20 protein-coding genes and 3 pseudogenes are annotated in these 23,339 nt (G+C 55.3%); 7 read left to right on the top strand and 16 right to left on the bottom strand.

Annotated features, from left to right (window positions below):
• Positions 1-26 precede the first annotated feature (26 nt).
• On the top strand, positions 27-1,463 hold the full coding sequence (locus AC2FMM_RS03770; protein WP_496795824.1) for an aspartate kinase: 1,437 nt from the start codon (positions 27-29) through the stop codon (positions 1,461-1,463).
• A 176-nt stretch (positions 1,464-1,639) separates the two neighbouring features.
• On the opposite strand, the pseudogene AC2FMM_RS03765 reads toward AC2FMM_RS03770, so the two are convergent.
• The 7 genes and pseudogenes from AC2FMM_RS03765 to AC2FMM_RS03735 form a co-directional block, all read right to left on the bottom strand.
• Positions 1,640-2,345, bottom strand: a pseudogene (locus AC2FMM_RS03765) (IS6 family transposase).
• A 105-nt stretch (positions 2,346-2,450) separates the two neighbouring features.
• Complete coding sequence (locus tag AC2FMM_RS03760) at positions 2,451-2,987, bottom strand: hypothetical protein (RefSeq protein WP_496795823.1); 537 nt, start codon at positions 2,985-2,987, stop codon at positions 2,451-2,453.
• Positions 2,971-3,741: a hypothetical protein gene (locus AC2FMM_RS03755; protein WP_496795822.1), complete on the bottom strand. Its 771-nt coding sequence runs from the start codon at positions 3,739-3,741 to the stop codon at positions 2,971-2,973. Before AC2FMM_RS03755 ends, AC2FMM_RS03760 begins: the two co-directional genes overlap by 17 nt.
• Before the next feature lie 72 nt (positions 3,742-3,813).
• Positions 3,814-4,329, bottom strand: a complete 516-nt coding sequence (locus tag AC2FMM_RS03750; RefSeq protein ID WP_496795821.1) for a DUF805 domain-containing protein — start codon at positions 4,327-4,329, stop codon at positions 3,814-3,816.
• 329 nt (positions 4,330-4,658) lie between these two features.
• On the bottom strand, positions 4,659-5,372 hold the full coding sequence (locus AC2FMM_RS03745; RefSeq protein WP_496795820.1) for an IS6 family transposase: 714 nt from the start codon (positions 5,370-5,372) through the stop codon (positions 4,659-4,661).
• 53 nt (positions 5,373-5,425) lie between these two features.
• A complete protein-coding gene (locus AC2FMM_RS03740; RefSeq protein WP_496710970.1) occupies positions 5,426-5,833 on the bottom strand; it encodes a universal stress protein in 408 nt (135 codons plus the stop codon).
• Positions 5,834-5,890: 57 nt separating this feature from the next.
• A complete protein-coding gene (locus AC2FMM_RS03735) occupies positions 5,891-6,340 on the bottom strand; it encodes a phasin family protein (RefSeq protein WP_496795819.1) in 450 nt (149 codons plus the stop codon).
• Positions 6,341-6,540: 200 nt separating this feature from the next.
• Here AC2FMM_RS03735 and AC2FMM_RS03730 point away from each other — a divergent pair, with 200 nt between their 5' ends.
• Positions 6,541-7,713, top strand: a complete 1,173-nt coding sequence (locus tag AC2FMM_RS03730; protein WP_496795818.1) for a cation:proton antiporter — start codon at positions 6,541-6,543, stop codon at positions 7,711-7,713.
• On the opposite strand, the gene AC2FMM_RS03725 is transcribed toward AC2FMM_RS03730, so the two are convergent.
• A complete protein-coding gene (locus tag AC2FMM_RS03725; protein WP_496795817.1) occupies positions 7,714-8,121 on the bottom strand; it encodes a c-type cytochrome in 408 nt (135 codons plus the stop codon).
• Between the two features lie 160 nt (positions 8,122-8,281).
• Positions 8,282-9,886: a Na/Pi cotransporter family protein gene (locus tag AC2FMM_RS03720; protein WP_496795816.1), complete on the bottom strand. Its 1,605-nt coding sequence runs from the start codon at positions 9,884-9,886 to the stop codon at positions 8,282-8,284.
• Between the two features lie 437 nt (positions 9,887-10,323).
• Between AC2FMM_RS03720 and AC2FMM_RS03715 the strand changes: the two genes are divergently transcribed.
• Complete coding sequence (locus tag AC2FMM_RS03715; protein ID WP_496795815.1) at positions 10,324-11,544, top strand: APC family permease; 1,221 nt, start codon at positions 10,324-10,326, stop codon at positions 11,542-11,544.
• Positions 11,545-11,638: 94 nt separating this feature from the next.
• On the opposite strand, the pseudogene AC2FMM_RS03710 reads toward AC2FMM_RS03715, so the two are convergent.
• The 6 genes and pseudogenes from AC2FMM_RS03710 to AC2FMM_RS03685 form a co-directional block, all read right to left on the bottom strand.
• A pseudogene (locus tag AC2FMM_RS03710) lies at positions 11,639-11,996 on the bottom strand (DDE-type integrase/transposase/recombinase); the annotation flags it as partial.
• A 128-nt stretch (positions 11,997-12,124) separates the two neighbouring features.
• Entirely contained in the window at positions 12,125-12,853 is a 729-nt protein-coding gene (gene istB / locus AC2FMM_RS03705; RefSeq protein ID WP_496795814.1) for an IS21-like element helper ATPase IstB, read from the bottom strand.
• A complete protein-coding gene (istA, locus tag AC2FMM_RS03700) occupies positions 12,786-14,351 on the bottom strand; it encodes an IS21 family transposase (RefSeq protein WP_496795813.1) in 1,566 nt (521 codons plus the stop codon). The genes istB and istA overlap by 68 nt, the downstream gene beginning before the upstream one ends.
• Before the next feature lie 532 nt (positions 14,352-14,883).
• Positions 14,884-15,588, bottom strand: a complete 705-nt coding sequence (locus AC2FMM_RS03695; RefSeq protein WP_496795812.1) for an IS6 family transposase — start codon at positions 15,586-15,588, stop codon at positions 14,884-14,886.
• Positions 15,589-15,695: 107 nt separating this feature from the next.
• On the bottom strand, positions 15,696-15,860 hold the full coding sequence (locus AC2FMM_RS03690; protein WP_496795811.1) for a hypothetical protein: 165 nt from the start codon (positions 15,858-15,860) through the stop codon (positions 15,696-15,698).
• Positions 15,861-15,884: 24 nt separating this feature from the next.
• Positions 15,885-16,421, bottom strand: coding sequence for a histidine phosphatase family protein (locus AC2FMM_RS03685; RefSeq protein WP_496795810.1), 537 nt, complete (start codon positions 16,419-16,421; stop codon positions 15,885-15,887).
• Positions 16,422-16,800: 379 nt separating this feature from the next.
• Between AC2FMM_RS03685 and AC2FMM_RS03680 the strand changes: the two are divergent.
• Both AC2FMM_RS03680 and mgrA read left to right on the top strand, forming a co-directional pair.
• Positions 16,801-17,558: pseudogene (locus AC2FMM_RS03680) on the top strand (IS5 family transposase).
• A gap of 293 nt (positions 17,559-17,851) precedes the next feature.
• A complete protein-coding gene (gene mgrA, locus AC2FMM_RS03675) occupies positions 17,852-18,883 on the top strand; it encodes an L-glyceraldehyde 3-phosphate reductase (RefSeq protein ID WP_496795959.1) in 1,032 nt (343 codons plus the stop codon).
• Between the two features lie 140 nt (positions 18,884-19,023).
• Here mgrA and AC2FMM_RS03670 read toward each other — a convergent pair whose 3' ends face one another.
• Positions 19,024-19,620: a Spy/CpxP family protein refolding chaperone gene (locus tag AC2FMM_RS03670; protein ID WP_496682619.1), complete on the bottom strand. Its 597-nt coding sequence runs from the start codon at positions 19,618-19,620 to the stop codon at positions 19,024-19,026.
• A gap of 621 nt (positions 19,621-20,241) precedes the next feature.
• Between AC2FMM_RS03670 and AC2FMM_RS03665 the strand changes: the two genes are divergently transcribed.
• Together AC2FMM_RS03665 and AC2FMM_RS03660 are read left to right on the top strand one after the other, a co-directional pair.
• Positions 20,242-20,967 carry an ABC transporter ATP-binding protein gene (locus AC2FMM_RS03665; RefSeq protein WP_496682649.1) on the top strand — a complete coding sequence of 242 codons (726 nt, stop codon included), beginning with the start codon at positions 20,242-20,244 and terminating at the stop codon, positions 20,965-20,967.
• A gap of 16 nt (positions 20,968-20,983) precedes the next feature.
• A complete protein-coding gene (locus tag AC2FMM_RS03660) occupies positions 20,984-23,338 on the top strand; it encodes an ABC transporter permease (RefSeq protein WP_496795809.1) in 2,355 nt (784 codons plus the stop codon).
• Position 23,339 lies beyond the last annotated feature (1 nt).

The following is a 23,339-nucleotide window of genomic DNA, read 5'->3' as shown; positions in this document are numbered from 1 at the left end:
CCCGGCGTGCGCCGGGTGAAACATCCGTGACTTTTCCTGAACACACCGTCGAGAAGATCGGCGGAACATCGATGAGCCGTGTCCGCGAACTGCGCGATACGCTGATCATCGGCGACCGCAAGGGCGCGGACTTGTACCGCCGAGTCCTTGTGGTCTCGGCCTTTGGCGGCATCACTAACATGCTGCTCGAACACAAAAAATCGGGCGAGCCGGGCGTCTACGCCCTGTTTGCCAATGACGACAGCGATCACGGCTGGCTGGGCGCGCTGACCCGCGTGGCCGACGCGATGTCCCAGGCCCACAACGCGGTTCTGGACAATCAAGGCGACCGCGCCTTGGCCGAAGATTTCGTGCGCGACCGTATTGAGGGCGCCCGCAGCTGCCTGTTCGACCTGCGGCGCCTGTGCTCGTACGGACATTTCCGCCTGTCCAGCCAGATGATGATCGTGCGCGAGTTGCTGGCCGGGCTGGGCGAGGCGCATTCCGCCTTCGTCACCACGCTGATGCTGCGGCGCGCCGGGGTGAATGCGCGGTTCGTCGATCTCAGCGGCTGGCGCGACGAAACCGAATATTCGCTGGAAGAGCGGATTTCGTGCGCCCTGGCCGATGTGGACCTGACCCGCGAACTGCCCATCGTCACCGGTTACGCGCAGTGCCGCGAAGGGTTGATGCGCGAATATGACCGGGGGTATTCCGAGGTCACGTTCTCGAACATCGCGGCCCTGACCATGGCGACCGAGGCGATCATCCACAAGGAGTTCCACCTGTCCTCGGCCGACCCGGCCCTCGTGGGGGCGGACGCCGTGCGCAAGCTGGGGCACACGAACTACGATGTCGCCGACCAGCTGTCGAATATGGGTATGGAAGCCATCCACCCCAACGCTGCAAAGATCCTGCGCCAATCCAATGTCGCCTTGCGCGTCACCAACGCGTTCGACCCGTCCGATCCCGGCACGCTGATCGACGATCAGCCCGCCCAGCGACCGGCGGTCGAGATCATCACCGGCCTAGATGTTGTGGCGCTGGAGCTGTTCGAGCAGGACATGGTGGGCGTCAAAGGCTATGACAGCGCCGCACTCGAGGCGTTGAAACGCCACAAGGTGCGCATTGCGTCGAAAACCTCGAACGCCAACACGATCACGCACTATGTCGCAGCCTCGCTGAAGACTGTGCGGCGGGTGATCACCGACTTGGAACGCGCCTTCCCGTCGGCCGACGTCAATGCCCGCTCCGTCGCGATCGTTTCGGCGATCGGGCGAGATCTTTGTGGGCTTGGCTGTTTCTGCGCCGGGTTGCGGGCGCTGGAGGACGCAGGCATCGAAGTGATCGCCGCGCACCAGACAACGCGCAATGTCGACATTCAGTTCGTCGTGCCCCGGGATGCCGTCGAAGATACGATCAAGGCGCTTCATTCCAACTTGATCGGATCAACTGAAACCACCAAACTTGATGAAGCCGCATGAGGGGTGCTGCCAGACCAATTCGAACTCGTATCTACGAGGGCAGGATGGCTGTTCCTTGTTCAACGCAGAGACCGCGCCGCTCGGCGAGGGCAGCAGCGCGGGTCAGCCTGAAATTTGGTCTTGGGTGGTGTCAGAAAAATTCTAACTCGTTTCTACAAGGGCAGGATCGCTGCCCCTTATTCGGCACAGAGACCGCGCCATTCGGCAATTGCGGCGGCGCGGTTCAGCTTGAAATTTGTTCTGGAGTAGAGGCTGCGCTCCAAGTTGAACAGGTTGTAGACCGAAGCGTAGACAGATGCGAATTTCTGCAAACTTCGCATCCGCCGGAAGCGCAACATCGCCCGCTCTCGCCGTCGGAAGGGCAGGTGTGAATGCTCGGCACGGTTGTTCAACCAACGACCGGTTTTTTTGGAGAAGGCCAGCACCGATTTCCTTCAAGGCAGCGCCGTAGGATCTGAGCCGATCGGTAACGATGGTCTCGGGTCGGCCGTGCTTGCGCATTGCTTTCTTGAGAAATTTCAGCGCTGCCTTTTTGTCACGCCTCTTCGAAACGAAGCTTTCCCGAACCTCGCCCTCATGATCTACGGCCCGCCAAAGGTAGTGCCCTTCGCCTTTAATCTTCACTAACATCCCGTCAAGATGCCAGCGCCACTTGCTTGAACACATGCCCTCGATCCGGCGCTTCCGGATTTCGGCAGCGAACAATGGCCCGAACCGATGCCACCAGAACCGCACAGCTTCGTGGCTCACGTCGATGCCGCGTTCATGCAGCAGATCCTCGACGTTGCGCAACGAAAGAAGAAACCGAACGTACAGCATGACCGCCAGGCGGATTATCTCGGGGCTGGTCTTAAAGTACTTGAAAGGAAAGCGTTTAGTCATTGACGGAAGCTACAAACCCGCCCTGCCCGTCTCAAGCTGATTTGTCTGACAGTGTCCATCGAACAAACAGGCTCTCAGGCTTTTTTGCGGTGTCCAAAATGCATTTTACTCCCAATCGCCAGCAGACGAGCGCCAAGTCTTGGCTTCGCCATCCCAAACACTGGCTGTTGCGCAAGGCGTCGGGTTTATTCCGTCACAATTGGTTCCGTGGACATCCGCAATAACAATGCGTTGACGCCCGAAGTCAACGACCGTCCAGCCTTGGTTGAGCAAGGAGTGCACCGTTTCGCCAACCCAAAAGTGCGACATGCATCCGCCTGTTCCGCAGTAAAGAGATGCGGCGCTCGAACACGCAAAACCAGACTCATTTAGAACCCAGTCGCGTTGTAGATCTCCGTCGAGATCGACCCTTTCAACGGCGCCCCAAGCTATGTCAAACTGACCGTCATTGAACTCCGCGCAGGCTTGTGCCGCCAGATCAACCTTCGTCTGCAAACCGGGCGGAAGTTGCGAAACATCAGCCGCGACAGATGGTGAGGCCCAAACAAGGCCCGAAGCGAGCACAATCCCGGCGACCAAACATTTCATCTGACGCGCTATTTGGGAAGCTGGTTGGAAGGAGGTATCAATTGCACTGATCATACTTGTAGTCCCCATATTCCAGCCAGTTTGCCGAGCCTTCGTTAAAAATCAGAAACTCGGACCTGTCCTCCCCAAGCAGGGCGACGACAAATCCGGCGGGCGGCACAGAGTTTCCGAAGTAACTGTAGGCCGTCATGGCTCTGATCGACTCGCCGTTTACTGTTACTCGCGCGTCCCACTCCCCCTCCGGATTGTCCAGAATTACATATTCGATCTGGCGTTTTATCGCTCCGCCACCACAATAGACGATGCCTTCGGGTGCTTCGTAGGAACCCCCCTGGCTAGTATCTGAGTCGCACACGGAACGAAGGGACCGAATTGCCGCACCGGAACCTTTCAAGTCAAAGATTCCATAGCTGATATCTTGATCAATCATAGACAGGTTAACCGATGCATTGGCTGCAAGCTGGTCCAATACAAAACCGTAGTCCTGCTGACTCTTGAAACTGACCTCGACGGGATAGTTGTCTACGATCTGCAAAGCCGCGTTTTCTGCGCCAACCTGGAATGCCCCAACTTCGGTGGTGCCGTTCTTCAAAAACCGAATGGAAAGCCCTTGCTTCTGCACAATGTCCTGGCTGTCTTCATATCCAGCCGGAGCAAAACGGATACGGTCACACTGAAGCTCCAGCGTCATGTTTCCGGTCTGAATAAACGCATTGGGATTAGGCCCGGAGTTGAACGACCACTCCGCCGATGCTGTGGTCGCCATTGCCATCATCAACGCTCCAATGGAAATCGTTTTGAACCTCATTTTTTCTCTCCATGGTGTTACGTTTCGCGCAGTCATTCAGCAGGGATCCGGCCCGTTACCTGGGCAACCAGATCAGGAAGCAGGTTCGCCGTAGTCGTTTGCGCCTTCTTGGGAAGGTCGCGACAGCCACCAGATCATCAGGATGGACAGAACCAATTGAAGAATTGAGACAACAACAATACCGGTCGCACCCAAGACTGCCGCGGGTCCCCGCAATGCATCGGGGTTTTCCGTCCCTTGCTCCAATACCGAGAAGAACGCCACCCCACCCAGCATAACAAATAGCGATGCAATGCTGAGCGCCATCGGCAGCAGCAAGTACCAGCCAGGTCGTCCTGTATCATGCAGCCTTCTCCAACCGGCGGCCAGCATAGGTATGAGAACGGCCAGTTGGAAAACAGAGGACAGAACCCGAGATCCCTGCCCTGTTTCGGGGTCGGTCCCGAATAGGATCGTATCCAACACAGCCAAAGCAGCACTCACGAGAACCACAAACAAGAAGAACCACCAGTATTCTGAGCGTATAGCCCGACCGGAGAACTGGAAGTATTTCGAGAAACACGTTTTAACGGCTTCACCAAATCCCATTTTTCACTCCTTTCTTCGTTTCCAAGCAGCCTCAAATCGCTTCGCCGCTCAGGAGAACACACTCGCACCTATGGGTGTTCCCAACTACCTTTTTGTTTAAAACCAGAAGTCTATCATACGAGAGCGTAGAGAAATCTACGCGCGGAAAAAGTGTTGATTTACGAAAAATTAGGTTCAAACATGCGAATTCGGCACAATTTTCATTTGCCTCCGTTGTTGTTGCTGCTCGCTTTGCCGAGCACTTCCAGCCCTTTGAGTGAGTGCTGGCGGTCTGAAGATGCTGCCAGACGAATTCGAACCAGTCTCCACAACGACAGCGACACTGCCCGTTATGCCGTGCCGAGACTGCGCCACTCAGAAAGAGCAGCGGCACGGTTGAGTTTAAAATTGGGTCGTGGGTGAAGGCTTCTTTCCAAATTGAACAGGTTGTCAATTGAGGCGTGGACGGCGGCGAATTTCTGTGAACTTCGCATGCGCCTGAAAGGTTGCATGGCGCGTTCACGCCGTCGAAAAGGAAGGTGTGAATTCTCGACGCGGTTGTTAATCCACCTGCCCGTCTGTTGCTTTTCGAGCGCGCCCATTTCTCTGAACGCAGCCTTGTAGGAAGCGCATCGATCTGTGACGACCTCCTCGGCGCAACCGTGCCGCTTCATCAATTTCTTGAGGAATTTCAGTGCTGCAGCCTTGTTTCGGCGTTTGGTAACGATTGCTTCCAGCACTTCGCCCTCATGATCAACGGCCCGCCAGAGGTAGTGTTGCTTGCCATTCACCTTCACGAAAACCTCGTCCACGTGCCACTTCCATTTGGTGTAGGCTCTCAATTGCTGAACACGCTTTCTTCCGATCTCAGCAGCAAACATAAGGCCAAACCTGTTCCACCAATACCGGACAGTTTCGTGGCTCACGTCGATGCCTCGCTCGTGCAACAAATCTTCGACATTCCGAAGCGAGAGCGTGAAACGAATGTACAGCATCACTGCAAGGTGGATGATCTCGGGACTGGTTTTAAAGTATTCGAAGGAGGCAAATCTGGTCCTGGGCAAAAGCTACGCAACACCCCCGCCCCACTCAAGCAAAGTTCTTCTGACAAGACCGCTCAACGAATTACATGAACCGAGCACTTGGCGTGATGCACGACTCTGTACGCAGTGGAACCTAAGAAAACGTCCTCAAAACCAGGCTTGTGCGAAGCCAAGATGATGCAATCCGCGTCGCTCTCATTTGCGCAGTCGACAATAGCCCTACCCGCGTGACCAGAGATGAGCCGAACCTTCGCGCCTGGAATTTCAGAAGCAGTTTGATGCAGGTTTTCCAAGATTTCATGCCGCGTATTGGCAAGTACTTCGCTGGGAATCTGAGACGCTACATACGCCGGAATTGGTTCTTGGACGTGTATCACGGTGAATACAGCGTCCGCATCAGCCAATTGGCGCGCGGCTTCAAACGACGCTTGTGTGTCGTGTTCTTGGTCCAGAGCAACCGGGATCAGGATATTCTTGTACATTTGACCGCCTACCTACTGCTCCGGTGATTCCAGTTTGGTTCCTCGGCAGCAGGAAACCTAAACAGGCTCAGACTTTGACGATTTCCCCGCGCTCTTTGTAGCGGCTACAACCTCATCAACTGTTTTCTCAACGGCTTCAGCTTCGGTTTCAGCGACATAAGATGCACAACGCGACACGGTTTCGAACCATTCCTGAATGTCAGCAACCAACCGCTCCGCCGAATGGCGCTGCCACTCCGCCATGCTCTGAAGGGCTTTGGTGGGATCGGACGGGTTCGCGGAAGACACATTTCGTGCAGCTTTTAGAGCCGTCCGGACCGCCTCATGACGCCGTTCGAACCAATGCTGTGCAAAGGCCTCTGTTTCTTCGAGCAATTTTTCTTGTGCGTCCCAAAACTGTTCGATCTGGGCACCGAAGGCCGGATTGCCAGACATGGGCGGCTGCATTTGCTTGAAAACATCCACAAGCGAGGTCGGGCTATTTGTGCTAGATTTCTTTCTCGGCATCGAAAATTCCTCCTCATTTCCTGAATAAGCTATTGTGCCACCTGCGGCATGCTTTCGCCTTAATACAGATCAATTACGCTTATCTTTAGAACTCTCGGCTTAGACCGCGACAGGGCACTCACATTCTCTCCGACATCGGTTCCTAGAGGGCAGTGTTGGAGTTAGAGTAGTCTAGACAAGAACTTAACGCTTGGTTTTCTATGCACATTGCCGGCTTTCTGATTACCCTTGGTATCCTCTTCCTTGCCGGATTGGCGGCCGACCAACTTGGCCGGGCCAAGCATTTTCCTCGTGTTACAACCTTACTTTTCCTCGGTCTGATCGCCGGGAACGCCGGAATGGGGTTGATCCCACTCGACGTCGCAATGTGGTTCGACGAGATATCGATTGTGGCCTTGACGATGGTCGCGTTCCTTCTGGGAGGATCTTTGACATACGAGAACCTGGTACGGCATGGCCGAGCCATTCTGACGATTTCGATTTCAATCGTGGTTGCAACCCTTGTTATTGTGCCTGCTGGACTGACCGCAATCGGCGTACCCTTCGGGTTGGCGTTAGTGTTGGCGGCGATTGCTACGGCTACAGCTCCGGCCGCCATGACAGACGTGATCAAACAATCTGGGGTGTCCAACAGCTTCACCGAGACATTAAAGGGCGTTGTCGCAATTGATGACGCTTGGGGTCTGATTGTTTTCAGCATCGCCTTGGTTCTGGCCGGTCATTCGGACGGTTGGGCCACTGTCACGACCACAGCGATGTGGGATTTCGGAGGGGCTATTTTGCTGGGTTGCGCACTAGGCGTGCCATCCGCTTACCTGACCGGCCGCTTGAAACCGGGGGAGCCAACGCAAGCAGAAGCAGTGGGCATAGTCTTTCTTACAGCAGGCCTCGCGCTTTGGCTGGAGGTTTCCTTCTTGGTAGCAGGCATGGTTGCGGGCGCAGTTATCGGGAATCTTGCCCGCCATCACGACCATGCTTTTCATGAGATCGAGCACATTCAGTGGCCGTTCATGATTCTGTTCTTCCTGTTGGCTGGCGCCACGTTGGAAATTGAAGCCTTCGGCTTGATGGGCTGGGCTGGTGCTCTTTTCCTATTCTTGCGTGCCGTGGCCCGACTTGTCGGAGGTTACTGCGGAGCAATACTGGGCGGCCTGCCTCGCCGTCAAACCCGCTGGTACGGTACCGCCTTGTTACCACAGGCCGGTGTCGCGGTAGGAATGGCCCTTGTAGCCGGAGAGCAATTTCCGCATTGGGCCGCGTTGATCATGGCCTTTACTCTAGCCAGTACTGTGGCCTTCGAGGTGTTGGGGCCGCCGTTGACTCTCATGTCAATCAGACGAACGGCTGACGCGGATGAGCAGATTGGTCAGTGACTATTCAGACTGGATCGATTCAAGAAAGGCGAGCAAATTCGCCAACGGCAGGCCTACCATCATAGATTGCCCATTAGGTATAGCCACCGCGATTTTTTGGTCTGTCTCAAACACCGCGCCAAAGATTGGCATTTCGCCCCCATGGGCGAGCAATTGTGAACGACCATCAATCTGTTCAGCTATGCGAACTATCGGAAACACACCGTCGTTTTCGCCCGCCAATTTGGTAAGGTCGGGTGTTCGAATAGCCAACATTTCGGCCATTGGCCCGTCTCCGGTCGCTTCGAAACCGTGACATTGCCAGCAATACGTCCGGTACAAATCACTTCCCGCACTGACGCTGACCTCCTGTGCTAGTGCAGGCCCGGTGACTAACAGTGCCAGTAAAATCCCTCGATAATCCTGCATATTCTCCTCCAAATCGCTGCCACTAATGAAGATCTCATTAAACAGTATAGCTAAGGAACGTCTTTGACCTTGCTCATGTTGTCCGCACCAGCACGAACATTGGCGTTTCAGTCGAATAGCGTTTGAGCACACGCCCAATCTAATCCAGGCAGGCCTCCAACTACGCCACTTCGTCATTGACCTTACCACCCTCGCGCCCAGACGGCACTCCTTCCAATGCGTTCAAATGCCAACGAATTCGCCAAAGGTGATAAGACACGCGATGTAACCATCTGAGGGCATCCAAACGAGCCCAGACCACGTCGTCCGGCAGACTGTCAGTCGCAGCATCGGCGATGAGCAAGTCTCTGCGAAGTTTCCTCTGTCGTCGCAGAAAACGGCGAACGCGATTCAGCGTGATTTCACACTGCGCTGGATTGTCGATTTCCAAATAGCCATCAGTCGCCGCAATCACCACTGAAGCAAGCCGTTTCAAGCGCGGGTCTTTCGGCAACTCGCTTATCCGATCATCTTGGCTACACCGGTAAAGCAACCGATCAAGATGATCGAGGATATGGTACATACCCTTGATGCTGGACAACTCTACGTCGGACCTGCTGGACAGTTCTATCTTATCTAGATACGAGCGCGCTTCGGATATAGCAGTCTCAATGCTGTCCCGCCCAAAGTTGATTCCGTTTGGCTGCGATGCCCCCATACATAACCGAAGGTGCGCTACTTCGGCCCTAACAATTTGTTCGACTGCAGCTTTTGCTGCATCCACAGCTATTTCCGGCGTCCCAAGGACAAGCGGATCCAGAGATCTCGTTAACTCAGCACCTCGGTCGGGTACGAGCGCCTCGACAAATCTGGCAAAGGGTTTGGCGAAGGGCAAGATCAGCGCCACGCCTATGGCGTTGAAGAAACTATGGAACGCGACAAGCGCAGTCAGAGAATTTCCTGCCCCCACCCCGCTAACAAAGACCGAAGTAAATGGCGCCAGCAAAAAAAATGCCATTACTCCTGTCATCACGTTGTAGATCACATGAGCAAAACCGGTTCGACGAGCCATCGTGCCCCCACCAAAGGTGGCTAGAACAGCGGTGAAAGTTGTCCCCACGTCCATTCCAATGACGAGCGCCGCCGCTTGAGGGAAGTTCACTGCACCAGCGCTCAACGCAGCCAATGCTGTCGCAACGCCAGCGCTCGAAGACTGCGTCACCATCGTTATCAGGATGCCGATCAATACAAGCTTCAGCCTGCCTAGCAGTGTATCTGGCGGAAAATCGGCAGGTGTCACTACGCCGCGAAACGCCTCAAGCCCGGACTTGAGCTGCTCGATACCAATGAAAATCAAACTGAACCCGGCCAACGCCAGCCCAAGGCCGAAAACCGCTTTTCTTCCCGAAAGCGCCAGCAAAGCCCCAATAAAAACAACTGGCAACATCACTTGTCCCAGGTCTAGCCTGAACCCCAAGAGCGCGACGAGCCAACCTGTCATGGTCGTTCCGATATTGGCCCCAAATATGATCCCAAGCGCTTGGGGAAATGTGAGCAGACCAGACGCGACAAACCCGACGGCCGCAACGGTGGTCGCACTGGAAGACTGGATTGCAGCTGTCGTGACCGCGCCTGTTACGGCCCCGGTAAACGGTGTCGACGTGAACCGGCCCAAAACGTCTCGCAATTTCGCCCCTGCCAAAGCCTTCAAACCGTCGGTCATCAACAGCATGCCGACAAGGAACAGGCCGATGCCGCCTAAGGCCGGTAACAGGTTCCAGAACATCACGAATTGCTTTCCACCCTAAGTCTCACACCGCCTAGCATGTTTGCTTTGCCTTTAAATCCGACGACAAAAGTCAGTTGGTTTGCGTTCAGCCTCGCAGACCCGACGCCGCGAGTTGATTGACATAGATCAAAGCACCAACACGAATTGCATAGTGAAATTCGAATGTTTCAACATATTCTACGCTCACCGTCCTGTCCCCAAGTAAACACAAAGGTGAACGGAATTTTGAAGAAGTGGAGGTTCCACCCACGGGGGTTCGGCAAGAGTGATGGCGAGCCCCCAGTTAGTCGATTGGCGCCCAATGCGCCCAAACGTTGAGACACAAGGCATTCGGTGCGGCTTTGACCATAGGATTAAGCCGCTGCGCCAATCGAGATAAAAAGAGAAGGACGCCACTGACGACGTTCGGAATGGGCAGTTGGCGGAAACCACCTATGAGCTCTGTTGATCCAAGCGAACAGAAACTCAGACGGGCCCTTACTACCCCGTTGCTCACGCTTTATGGCCTTGGGGTAACGGTCGGAGCGGGCATTTACGTATTAGTCGGTGCAACAGCAGACATTGCCGGACCGTTTGCGGCGTTGTCGTTCGTTGTAGCCGCGCTCGTCGTATCACTCACCGCGCTTTCCTATGCAGAACTCGCAACTCGATTTCCTGTCAGCGCAGGTGAAGCAGCCTATGTTGAGGCGGGATTTCAGAAAAGATGGATGGCGGTTTTCGTTGGGTTTGCGGTGGCAGCCTCGGGCGTTATCTCCGCTTCTGCCGTTGCAATTGGCGCAGCATCATACCTTCATGCTTTGACCGGTTTTGCGATTCCTGTTTTGACCATCAGCGTCGTTCTGATCATGGGTCTAATCGCGCTTTGGGGGATCACTGAATCTGTCTTTGTTGCGGCTGTCATCACGATCATCGAGATCGCAGGCCTTCTCTTTGTGATTGGCTGGGGCATGTCGGTTCAGGATCCGCAGGGATACGGGATCAGTTCGATGCTTCCGCCACTTGAACTCGACGCGTGGAGAGGCATTTTCGCGGCATCACTTCTAGCCTTCTTTGCATTTGTTGGCTTCGAAGACATGGCCAATGTTGCGGAAGAGGTCAAAGACCCCGTGCGCACCATCCCAAAAGCGATTTTACTGACCCTCGTTCTGGCGACGGTGTTGTATCTGGGAACCTCAATGACGGTTCTACTTGTTGTTCCGATCGATGTTCTCTCGACATCCGCAGCACCCCTCTCGCTTGTGTTTTCAAACGCCCCCGAGGTGATTAAACAGGGCTTTTCCGCGGTCGCGATTGTGGCGACAGTCAATGGAGTACTGATCCAGATGATTATGGCCTCGCGGGTGATCTACGGACTAGCAGACCGTGATCATTTGCCGAAGGTTCTGGCGATAGTCCCTAAGGCAACGCAGACACCGGTTGTAGCTACTTTGCTGGTTGTAGCGATCATCGTTCTGCTGACTCAAACTACACCGATTGGTACTTTGGCACAGCGCACATCCCAGATCGTTCTGGGCGTCTTTGTGCTCGTCAACATTTCGCTTATCCTGCTGAAGATGCAGCCGGACGAGGCCCCCAAGCATTTTCGCGTTCCTCTTGTGGTACCGATCCTGGGGGTGATCACCAGTGCATTGCTTTTTGGATCTGGATTTCTCTAACTAGACAAAACAACCCAAAGGCCTCAACGAGCTGCCATGGCGGTGCTGGCAGACTAGTGCGAACCAGTCTCACAAAGGGCAGGATGCCTACACTTTATTCGGCGCAGAGACCGCGCCACTCTGCGATAGCGGCAGCGCTGTTAAGATTGAAATTTGTTCTAGAAGACAGGCTGCGCTCTGAGTTGAACAAGTTTAGAACTGAGGCGTGAACGGCGGCGAATTTCTCTAAACTGCGCATCCGCCTGAAACGCAACATCGCCCGTTCTCTTCGTCGAAACGGCAGACGCGAATTCTCAGCGCGGTTGCTCAACAAGCGCCCCGTTTCCAGACGCTGCTCCGCACCAATCTCTCTTGGAGCAGCGCCAAACGACCTGAGCCCATCAGTCACGATCACTTCGGGGCGACCGTGCTTTTGCATTGCTTTTTTTTAGAAATTTCAACGTGGCTTTCTGTCAATCGGCATTGAACCTTAACCCCCTATCGGCATCCAATTTTGACCCCTTTTGTGATGAGCAGGCCCGGCGCTGCGTAGTCTCCATTTAACGCAGCGGCGGCGGGCCTGCGGGGTTTCGGATTGGCGTTATGCGCGGTTCTTGAAGCGCCAGCTTTCGTTTCCGGTTTCGACGATCTCGCAATGGTGCGTGAGCCTGTCGAGGAGCGCGGTGGTCATCTTGGCATCACCGAAGACACTGGGCCATTCGCCGAATGCCAGGTTTGTTGTGACAATGATCGAGGTGCGTTCGTAGAGCTTGCTGATGAGGTGGAACAGGAGCTGACCACCGGTCTGGGCGAAGGGGAGATAGCCCAGTTCATCCAAGATCAGGAAGTCGAGCCGGGAGATCAGATCGGCGGTTCGGCCCTGGCGTTCTGCGCGGGCCTCAGCGTCCAATTTGTTCACCAGATCGACCACGTTGAAGAACCGGCCCCGGCGCCCGGCCCGGATGCACGCCCTGGCGATGCTGACGGCGAGATGGGTTTTGCCAGTTCCGGTGCCGCCGATCAACACGAGGTTACGCTGGTGATCCAGGAAGTCTCCGGTGGCCAGGTCGCGGACCAGGGTTTCGTTCGCCTCGGCGGTCTCGAAGTCGAACTCTTCCAGTTCCTTTGCCAGGGGCAGTTTGGCGATAGTCATCTGGTATTTGACAGACCGCGCCTGCTTCTCCCGGATCTCGGCGGTCAGCAGGTCACCGATGATCTGCTGCGGTTCGTGCTGCCGTTTGACGGCGGTGGTCAGAACCTCGTCATAGGCGGCTCTCATTCCGTAGCGCTTTAGCTTTCCCATCGCGTCGATCACGTCTGATCGTTCCATTTGTCTGTCTCCTCAAGCTGTCATATCGGTTGCAGTCGGCAATTGGCTCGCTGGCCAGCTTCAACGCATCTGGCGTCGCAATTGTCAGGGGCGGTGGCGGTTCGCGGTGTCGAGCCAGGATGTTCAGAACAACACCGGCGGAATGAACGTTGTGCGAAAACGCCTCGGCGCAGGCCGCCTCTACCGCTTCGATCCCATCTGTCAGCACAGCACTCAGGATATCGACCATCTGCAGATCCCCGCCAGGCTGGCGTTCGAGCTTGCGCCGCACGCGGCGGATCGCAATCGGCAGGTCCCACTCCTTGAACGGTGCACCATTGCGCAATGCCCCCGGCTTGCGGGCGAGAACTGGTATGTAATGCAAGGGATCGTAGACTGTGTGGTCGCGCCCGAAGGTACGCTCGTGTTGGCCGACAATCCGTCCATCCTGCCAGCATTCCAGCCGGTCGGCATAGGCGCGGATCTCGACAGGTCGGCCGACCGCTCGCGCATCGACCGAGTATCTGTTCTTGTCGAACCGCACGAGGCAGGTCTTGGAGACGGAGGCCGGAACCGCGTGGAATCCATCGAACGGGCCGACATAAGGAACGAGGCTGGGACGCTCCTCTTTGAACACCTCCCAGATGGTCTTGTCGCGCATCTCAGGGTGCTTGTTGGCCCTCGCATAGGCCAAGCACCGATCTTCCAGCCACGCATTCAGGTCGGCATAGGATTTGAACTTGGGACGCGGCACGAAGAAGCGCCGACGGATCACGCCCACCTGGTTCTCGACCTGACCCTTCTCCCACCCGGATGCCGGGGTGCAAGCGACGGGCGCGACCAGGTAATGGCCGCACATCTGCTGGAACCGGCGATTGTAGGCGCGGTCTTTGCCGACAAAGATCGCGTCCACCGCGGTCTTCATGTTGTCATAGATGCCCCGAGCACACGCCCTACCGAAGAAAGCGAACGCCTTGTCATGGGCGTCGAACACCATCTCCTGCGTTTCACGCGGATAGGCCCGAACAAATGGCATCCGGCTGCGACAAAGGCGAACATGCGCGACCTTCACCGTGACAGCGGCACCATCGAGGATCACGAGCTCATGGCTCCAGTCGAATTGGTAGGCCTCACCCGGATCAAAGCTCAGTGGCACATAAGCCGCTGCGGACGCTTCCCGTGTCGCTTGTGACCAACTGGACGCATAACGCCGCACTGCGTCATAGCTGCCATCATAGCCTCGGTTGCGCAACTCTTCGTAAATCCGGACAAGGGTCAGCCGTTGACGTTTGGGCTGTCGGGCATTTTCGGCCAGCATCTCATCCAGATCCGCCCGCCAGGGATCAATCTTGGGCCGGGGCTGCGCGGACCGGTCATAGCTGAACTCCGTCGCACCGGAGCGCACTACCTTGCGAACTGTGTTCCGTGAAACCCAAAGCTCACGGCAGATCTGCTTGATCGACTTTCCCTGGGTAAAATACGCCCGCCTGATCTTCGCAATCGTCTCCACAACCAACATCCCCAACTCGCTCCCTCAAATCCGTCGAGGAAGCTTCTGAACAGAAATATCAGGGGGGTCACTTTTGGACGCCTATAACCCCAATACAGGGGTCAATTTTGCATGCCGTTTCACACCGCACGTCTATCTTCTTCGGCTACCGCTATTTCAGTATGGACTACTCGACGACTCTGGCAACAGGCCCGTTTGCCTATGATGTCAGTCAGCATGGTCCGGTCTTTGGTGTAAAAGCCCGTTTTTAGTGTGGCTCTGTAATGTGCAGTAACTTGAGGATTTGGGGGCGGCTTGTTTCCCTTGGATTCCTCTTGTTTTCCCCACTGGTTGACGCTGAATAAGACCAAGAACGACGGACCTAGGCGCGAGACCCGACACCAATTGTGCGAGGGTTTGAAAATTTCCCGTTTCCTTTGCGCGTACCACGAGGTCTCTATGAACTCGATCCCGTCGGCGAGCCCTATGTTTACGACAGAACCTTCCTCGGTGCTGTCAGACAGATTCGAACTGGTCTCTACAAGGGCAGGATCGTTGTCCCTTATGCCGCGCCGAGTTGACGCCACTCTGTAAGAGCGTCGGCGCGGTTCTTCTTGAAGTTGGCTCTTGAGTAGAGGCTGCGCTCCGAATTGAAATGGTTGCAGACAGAGGCGTGGACGGAAACGAACAGCTGCAAGCTTCGCATCCGGCGGAAACGTTGCATTGCCCGTTCTCGTCGTCGGAATGGTAGGTGCGAGTTCTCAGCTCTGTTATTCACCCAGCGGGCCGTCTCCTGCCGCTCGTCAGCGCCGAGTTCTTGCAGAACGGCACCGTAGGACCGGAGCTTGTCGGTCACGATAACCTTGGGCCGACCATGTTTACGCATTGCTTTCTTGAGGAATTTCAATGCGGCCTTCTTGTCCCGGGTCTTTGTGACGTAGCTTTCCAGCACCTCGCCCTCGTGATCGACCGCCCGCCAAAGATAGTGCCGCTCCCCATTGATCTTCACGAACATCTCGTCGAGATGCCAACGCCTACGGCTCGATTTCATCCCTTCGATCCGACGTTTCCGGATCTCGGAAGCGAACATCGGGCCGAACCTGTTCCACCAGAACCGGACGGATTCGTGACTGATGTCGATACCGCGCTCGTGCAGCAGATCCTCGACATTGCGGAGCGACAGCGGGAAACGCACGTACATCATGACCGCCAGGCGGATGATCTCGCGGCTGGTTGGGAAATACTTGAATGGGTCGTCTTTCGTCATCCCAAGACGCTATTAGACCGCCCTGCTCCGCTCAACCAGATTCCCTCTGACACCGCCCCGCGATATGATCGGGTGCCTTCGGCACGATCCCATTGGGGTTGAGCGCCTTAATCGAATAGTGGCCCTGCAGGATGTGATCCATGTTCACCGTTTCCCCGCACGCCGGGCAAGTAAAGCATCCGCGTGACGTAGTCGGTGAACCGGGGATAGTCGTTGTACTGCCGCCGGTTGGTCATGAACAGACCATGATAGGCTGCGTCGAAACGGATCAAGGTAACGAAGGCGCGAAGGGTCCGTCAGGGATCCAACAGGATGCTGCCCAAAACCTCGATGTCGCCCTCGTGCTGCCGGATGATCAGGACCTCACCGGATCGCGTTGCTTGCCCCGCGAGCGCAGAAATATTGACCTGGTGCGACACCAGCATCACCCGGCCATCCTGTTCCCGTAACAAGGCCCGCAAGTCGCGGGTCTGACTGTCTCTTCGCTCGTATCTGCCAAAGAACGAATTCAACGCGGGCGCGTCCACCACGGGCCCGAGATCGAGAAGTTCGGCGGTTTCGCGGGTCCGGCACCATTGGCTCGTCAGCACCCGGTCAAACTCTATCCCACGCTCCCGAAAGGCCGCACCGATCGCGCGGGCCTGGTTGCGGCCGCGCGCGTCAAGGTTCCGCTGGGTTTCGCAATTCCCAAGTTCGAAATTGGCGGGATCGCCTGTTCCGGGGGCGAGAGCATGCCGCATGATCGCAATCGCGCCGGGTTGTTCCAGGGCGTCCCAGTCGTTGGCAAAAAGCGATGCGGGCAGGAGAAGCAGGATGAATGTGAGTAGGCGCATGAGCAGAACCTAGGCGGCCCGCCTTGGCTTTCCAGACCACAAAATCCGGCGGCGGTCGTTACGCATGCGTCCGCCTCCCTCCGCTTAATCCCCGCAAACCATTGAACTGCATTGTTTTCGACGGGCGCGCGGGTAGCGTTGCCCCATGCGAAACGCGATCAACACATCGCGACTTGGGTCCAACCCGCTGCCGCCCGACCGGATGGCCCCGACCGAACGCCGCGCCGAGCTGTGCCGGTTGCTGGCAACGGGCCTGGTCCGGCTGCGGCTCCGAGACAAGGTGAAACTGTCTGCCGAAATAGGAGACTTTTCTCTAGGGTCAGGACCCATTGATTTTCGTCCAGCAGCGTGATTCACGGCTCGAAAACGAGCGGTGAACATGTCTGATCTTTTCTGGCTTACCGACGCGCAGATGGCGCGTCTCGAGCCCTTCTTTCCGAAGTCCCACGGCAAACCCCGCGTCGATGACCGGCGCGTGTTGAGTGAAATTATCTTCATTAATCGCAATGGGTTGAGATGGCGCGATGCCCCTTCTGCCTATAGCCCACACAAGACCCTCCAAAACCGTTGGAAGCGGTGGAGCGACAAAGGCATCTTCGCCCAGATGATGGCAGGTCTGGCTGCCGCTCACGGCGAAGAGAAGACCATAATGATCGACGCCACCTACCTGAAGGCCTACCTTACCGCGACCAGTTTGGGCGTCAAAAAAGGGGGCGTGGACGCCTGATTGGCCGCACCAAGGGCGGCATGAACACCAAGTAGCATGCCATCTGCGACAGCCGGGGACGTCCACTCAACCTGTTCGTCACCGCCGGTCAGGTCAGCGACTACATCGGCGCACGCGCATTGCTGAGCAGCCCACCCGATGTCGACTGGCTGCCCGGGGACCGCGGATATGATGCCGACTGGTTCCGGGAAGCGTTGAAAGACAAAGGGATAGGCGCCTGCATCCCTGGCCGGAAGCAGCGGCAGAAACCTGTCAAGTACGACAAGCGCCGCTACAAGAGGCGCAACCGGATCGAGATCATGTTCGGCAGGCTGAAGGATTGGCGGCGTGTCGCAATGCGATACGACAGATGCCCGAAGGTCTTCCTGTCAGCCATCGCCCTCGCAGCACTCGTCATTTACTGGCTATGAGTCCTGACCCTAAGCGACAGACCGGCAATTTCCGGTTCACGCCTCAAAATCTTCCCCTGTGTTTTTCTCATCGCCGCAGTGTAGTTCGCCATAGGATTCATTGGCTGCGTTTGAGAGTTGGCGATGAATGCGAATGATCGGATTGTGGAATCTTTCACACGTGGAGCAAGGCTAACCAATAGGACGAAAATGAGTCGCGTCGATCTTGCTGGAGGTGATCCGTTTGACAGGCCCGACAATCCATTGATTATGTGCGCATGACCAAAGCTCAAAGACCGCCAAAGCCAAAACCCATTCCTTACACCCCGGCGCTGAACCGCTATGAGCGGATGGTGTATCGGCGATGTGGGCGATCCGGTGTGAAGCTTCCGGTTGTCAGCCTAGGCCTGTGGCATAATTTCGGTGCGGACTCGACGCACGAAAACAAGCGCGCCATGTGTCGAACCGCGTTTGATCATGGGATCACTCACTTTGATCTGGCGAACAACTACGGTCCACCACCCGGTTCAGCCGAAGAGGCATTTGGCGAGATCCTCAAAACGGATTTCGCGGGTTACAGGGATGAACTGATCATTTCCTCCAAAGCAGGCTACGACATGTGGCCGGGTCCCTATGGGGAATGGGGGTCACGCAAGTACATGATTGCGTCCTGTGACCAATCACTCGCGCGCATGGGGCTTGATTATGTCGACATCTTTTATTCCCACCGCTTTGACCCCGATACCCCTCTCGAAGAAACAATGGGCGCGTTGGATTATATCGTACGGTCGGGTCGCGCGCTCTACGCAGGCATCTCGAGCTACAACTCCCAACGCACGCGCGAGGCGGTGAAAATTCTCAACGACCTTGGGACGCCCTGTTTGATTCATCAGCCTTCCTACAACCTGCTCAACCGTTGGGTAGAGCGGGACGGTTTGCTCGATACACTGGACGACCTGGGGGTAGGATCGATTGCATTCACGCCGCTGGCACAAGGCATTCTGACTTCCAAGTATCTAACCGGTATTCCGAGTGGTAGCCGTGCCACGCAAGGGAAGTCATTGCTCGATGGCATGATCAACGAGCGGTCTCTGGCAAGTGTCCGTGCTCTGAACAACATGGCCGAGGAACGCGGGCAGACTCTGGCGCAAATGGCCCTGGCCTGGGTGCTCAGAAGTGGGCGTGTAACGACCGCACTTATTGGTGCGTCCCGGCCGGAACAAATCGTCGATTGCGCACGCGTCGTCGATAATCTCGACTTCAGTGCTGACGAGCTCAAAAAGATCGATGAAATCAGTTCGGAAGAAGATATCAATTTGTGGGCGCGGTCGTCAGAAACAGAATGACCATCCTTAGAACGTAAGCAAAACCCACGCCCTTCAAAGCATACGGTCATTGGCGGATTGAATATCCTTTAGTTCGACCAACCAGCTAACAAGGGCCGTCGGCCCAGAGTTCCGTATCTGCAAGACGAACGAAGATCGGCCTACCCATCGCAACCGTTGTGGCGTCGCCACATGGTTGGGTCATGCCCTTCTGGGACATTGGCGCATGGATCATCTGAGTAGCCGCGCAGTACGCTATATCTTCGGATCTGATCATCGCTCAGAAGAGCTGGTGTCGCGAGATGTCTCGACAAATGAACCATACGCAAAGCGGCTTGGGCTTCAGCAGCTTTAGCCAAAAGAATTGCGAGTTCATCTTCTGAAACTTCGGTGTCTTCAAAAGCTGCGCTCACCGCAGCTTCAGCAGCGATGAATTTTTCTCCTGCCGCGATGGCTTCGGTTCTCATTTCTTCAAACAACGCCGTAATTTCAGCAACTTGATCATTTGAAAGCGCAAGCTCTTCTTGAAGCTCCAGCAGATGAGCGGGGCCAGGAAGGCCGTTCAACTCCGCAGGAAGAGCCAGTCCCCAACCGCCGCCCCGGCGAAGCTCAGCTATATCTTGATTGGATAGGCTTTTGATCTCACGTGTCTCGAAACCGGCGTACGGTGTACCACCATGCTTGTGCCCATCATCCTGTGATAACGCCGACAAAGGCATCGCAGATAGAACAACCGCCATCGACAAAACGAATTTCATGGGCATTCCCCTACAAAAAGAGCGCGGCATTCGCCAATACAAAGACAGTATGAATTTTCCCGCGTAGTACACAAGCCGTCGTTCGCGCGCCATAACGAATGGCGGCTAAGTCCCGCGTTGCTGCCATAGCCCGGATTTCGATGAACGTCCGGTCTATTTGAATGCGGTCGTTGGCAGTCGCTGAACCGCGATCTTCAGCGGAAACAGCAGCTTCCCGCCGACAGCAGACGCTCATGGCATCATGCTCTACGTCCGAGTTGCGAACAAAACTGCCGGTCGCTTGTATTCAGCAATCAACGGCTTAGGCGAAGCCTTCAACGGAACAAGTTATCATTGACTTAATTCAAGGCTACCGGCGCGTGTAGATGGCAACCTGAGTAACGCCAAATACTATCCGCCGAGGGCTGTTGGGGTCTAATTTCCTGCGCCCCGCTACATTTTTTTTGAAAGTCAGCACATTGGCGCTGCTGGCCATAGCTATGCAGCCACGAACCGCTATGGTGTCGTGGAATACCAAAAATGGTATCCATTACACAGCAGAGTCTCCATTTTTTGGAAATTCGAAGCGGCACTCCCTTCCGTGTCAAGCGGAAACGCTTTCAAATGTACCTTAAACCTACAATGCGCTACGTTACAGACGTGGAAAAGAATGCATATACAATAAGAAACCTAAAGCGAGTCTACGGCGAAGGGCCTGCGGCCGTGCACGCATTGCGCGGAGTAAATCTGGACATTCCGGAACGAGAAATCGTTGTGCTACTTGGCGCTTCAGGCAGCGGAAAATCGACCTTGCTGAACATTCTCGGAGGCCTAGATCGAGCGTCCGACGGCAGCATTCACTTTCGCGACCAAGATCTGACTTTGATGTCAGACAAAGAACTTACCCGGTATCGCAGAGATCACGTGGGGTTTGTTTTTCAATTCTATAATCTGATGCCTAGCCTAACCGCTCGAGAGAATGTTGAGCTTGTCACGGAGATCGCACGAAACCCAATGGACCCTGATCACGCGCTTGCGCTGGTCGGATTGACCGATCGCGTTGATCACTTCCCCGCCCAGTTGTCTGGTGGCGAACAACAACGCGTCGCGATTGCACGTGCGGTTGCGAAACAGCCAGACGTGCTGTTTTGCGATGAACCAACAGGTGCCTTAGACAGTAAGACGGGAAGGACTGTTTTACAGGTCCTGAAAGATGTGAATGAGCGGCTGGGTGCAACTGTTCTGATTGTGACCCACGCGACGTCTCAGGCAGCCATGGCTGACCGGGTCATCCGCTTTGGTGATGGCGCCGTAATCGAAGTTACGCAAAACACCTCCAAAGTCGCGCCAGAAGATATCGAGTGGTAGATGCAGAATGTCTGCAATGGCAAAAAAGCTCGCTAGAGATCTGTGGCACATCAAAAGTCAGGCTACGGCGATCGGTTTAGTTGTTGCACTCGGCGTCCTGATGCAAGTCATGCAGTCCGGATTGGTTGTCAGCTTGGATGAGACCCGTACGGCGTATTACGAAAGATATCGTCTTGCAGACGTTTTTGCGCCGGTTGTCGGAGCTCCAGAACATATTGCCGAAGACTTACGGAATTTACCTGGAGTTTCATCGGTCGACACCCGAGTGGTCGGGCAGGCTTTGGTGGACTTACCGAATATAGAACTGCCCATTCGCGCTCTGGCCATTTCGCTTCCCGAAATCGGCGAAGCCAAATTGAATTTGATCTATTTGACCGATGGTCGACACCTCTCTCGCGAGCGGCCTGATGAAATAATTGTTTTGCAAAGCTTTGCGCAGGCTCACGGCTTAAGACCCGGAGATCAGATCTCTGCAACCATGAACGGGGCGCGGCGAAACTTCGAGGTCGTCGGACTTGCAATGTCGCCTGAGTTTCTTTTTGCCGCAGCGCCGGGAGAAATGGTGCCTGACGATAGTCGATTTGCAGTTCTTTGGCTCAGTCGTCCAGCTATGGAGGCGGCATTTGACTTGAACGGAGCTTTCAACGAAGCCCTCTTTTCGTTGAGCCGCGGAGCGGAAACACCTGCGATCCTTCGTGCAACCGATAGGGTCTTGGACAAGTTCGGGGGACTTGGCGCGTTCCCGCTTAGTGATCTTGCCTCGAACAAGTTTGTTTTAGAAGAAATTGACGGCTTGCGCCGTACGTCTGCTACAGTCCCCCCGATCTTCTTGGCCGTCGCTGCGTTTCTTCTTTACATTGTCATTTCCCGTTTGGTGGCTTCTGAAAGGGAAGAAATCGGATTGATGAAAGCATTCGGTTACACGAATTGGGAGGTTGGAAGCCACTATCTAAAAATGGTCCTGATAATTGCTGGGGGTGGAGCCATTGTAGGTGGAATATTGGGAATAGTTGCCGGACGCGCGCTGATAGATGTCTACCTCGTTTATTACAAATTCCCGTTTTTAGTTTTTCGACTGGAACCTCTGAGCGTTACGCTTGGATTTTTAGCGAGTATTCTGACATCTTCGGTCGGGGGGATGGTGGTGTTGCGTAGGGTATTTGTCTTGACACCTGCAGTGGCGATGCGGGCCGCGGCGCCAGCCGATTACAGCAGAAGCGGGCAAATCGGAAAAGCCTTAGCCGGGTATCTGGACCAACCAACTCGAATGGTGTTGCGCCGGCTTACGCGCCAGCCCGTGCGAATGATAGGCGCGATAACAGGCGTCAGCGCCGGCATCGCTCTGTCAGCAGCAATGGCATCAATTCTAGCAAGTTTCGACAGAATGGCTGAGCTGACCTTCGATATCATGGATCGGAGCAACGTGTCCGTCAGTTTTATCAACCCCATTTCTCGCCAAAGCCTGTTCGACGTACAGTCAATCGAAGGAGTAATTGAAGTTGAGCCTGTTCGCATCGTGCCCGCAATCTTTAAGCACGGTCGTCTTTCCTATCGCGGTGCGATTACCGGATTGACTGAATTTCCAAGGTTGAACCGCGCAATAGACCGTGCTGAACGATCGATCCCGATGCGCCAGGATGGTGTCATTCTTTCATCAGGCCTCGCTAGAATTCTCGACATCCGAGCGGGTGACTGGCTTTCCGTTGACGTACGCGAAGGTCGTCGTCCTGTGTTGCAACTGCCCGTAGTCGCCATTTCCGAAAGCCTCATGGGATCGCCGGCATACATGGAGATAACCGCACTGAACCGTGTTCTCCGCGAACCGGATCGAGTATCCGGAGCATTCATACGAACTGACAAGTATCTTGAGGAGGAGACTTACAAACAGCTCAAGGACATGCCAATGGTGGCGGGTGTGGCGCTAAAATCTGATACTAGAGGTGCGTTTCAGAAAGTGATGGACGAAGGAGCAGGCGCCATGCGCTACATTATGGCCTTGATTGCCGGGGTTATAACGTTTGGTGTAATATACAATGCAGCTCGTGTCGCTCAAGCCGAACGCGTCCGGGATCTGGCAGCGCTGCGAGTTTTGGGGTTCACAAGAACAGAAGTAGCCTTCGTCTTGCTAGGTGAATTGGCCGTCGTCACGTTGCTGGCGCTGCCTTTAGGGGCGTTAGCAGGCTATGGTTTGACCATCGCGGTCTCTCAAGGTTTCAGTACGGACCTGTACCAAATCCCCCCCTACTTTAGTTTCAGGAGTTTTGGGCAAGCTACTGTGGTTGTGGTCATTGCAGCATTGCTTTCAGGGTGGTTGGTTAAACGCAATGTGGATCGGTCGGATCTGGTTCTGGCACTCAAATCAAGGGAGTAGC

The organism is Ruegeria sp. BHSC043 (genome assembly GCF_059612985.1).
This window is presented reverse-complemented; position numbering and strand designations above follow the sequence as displayed.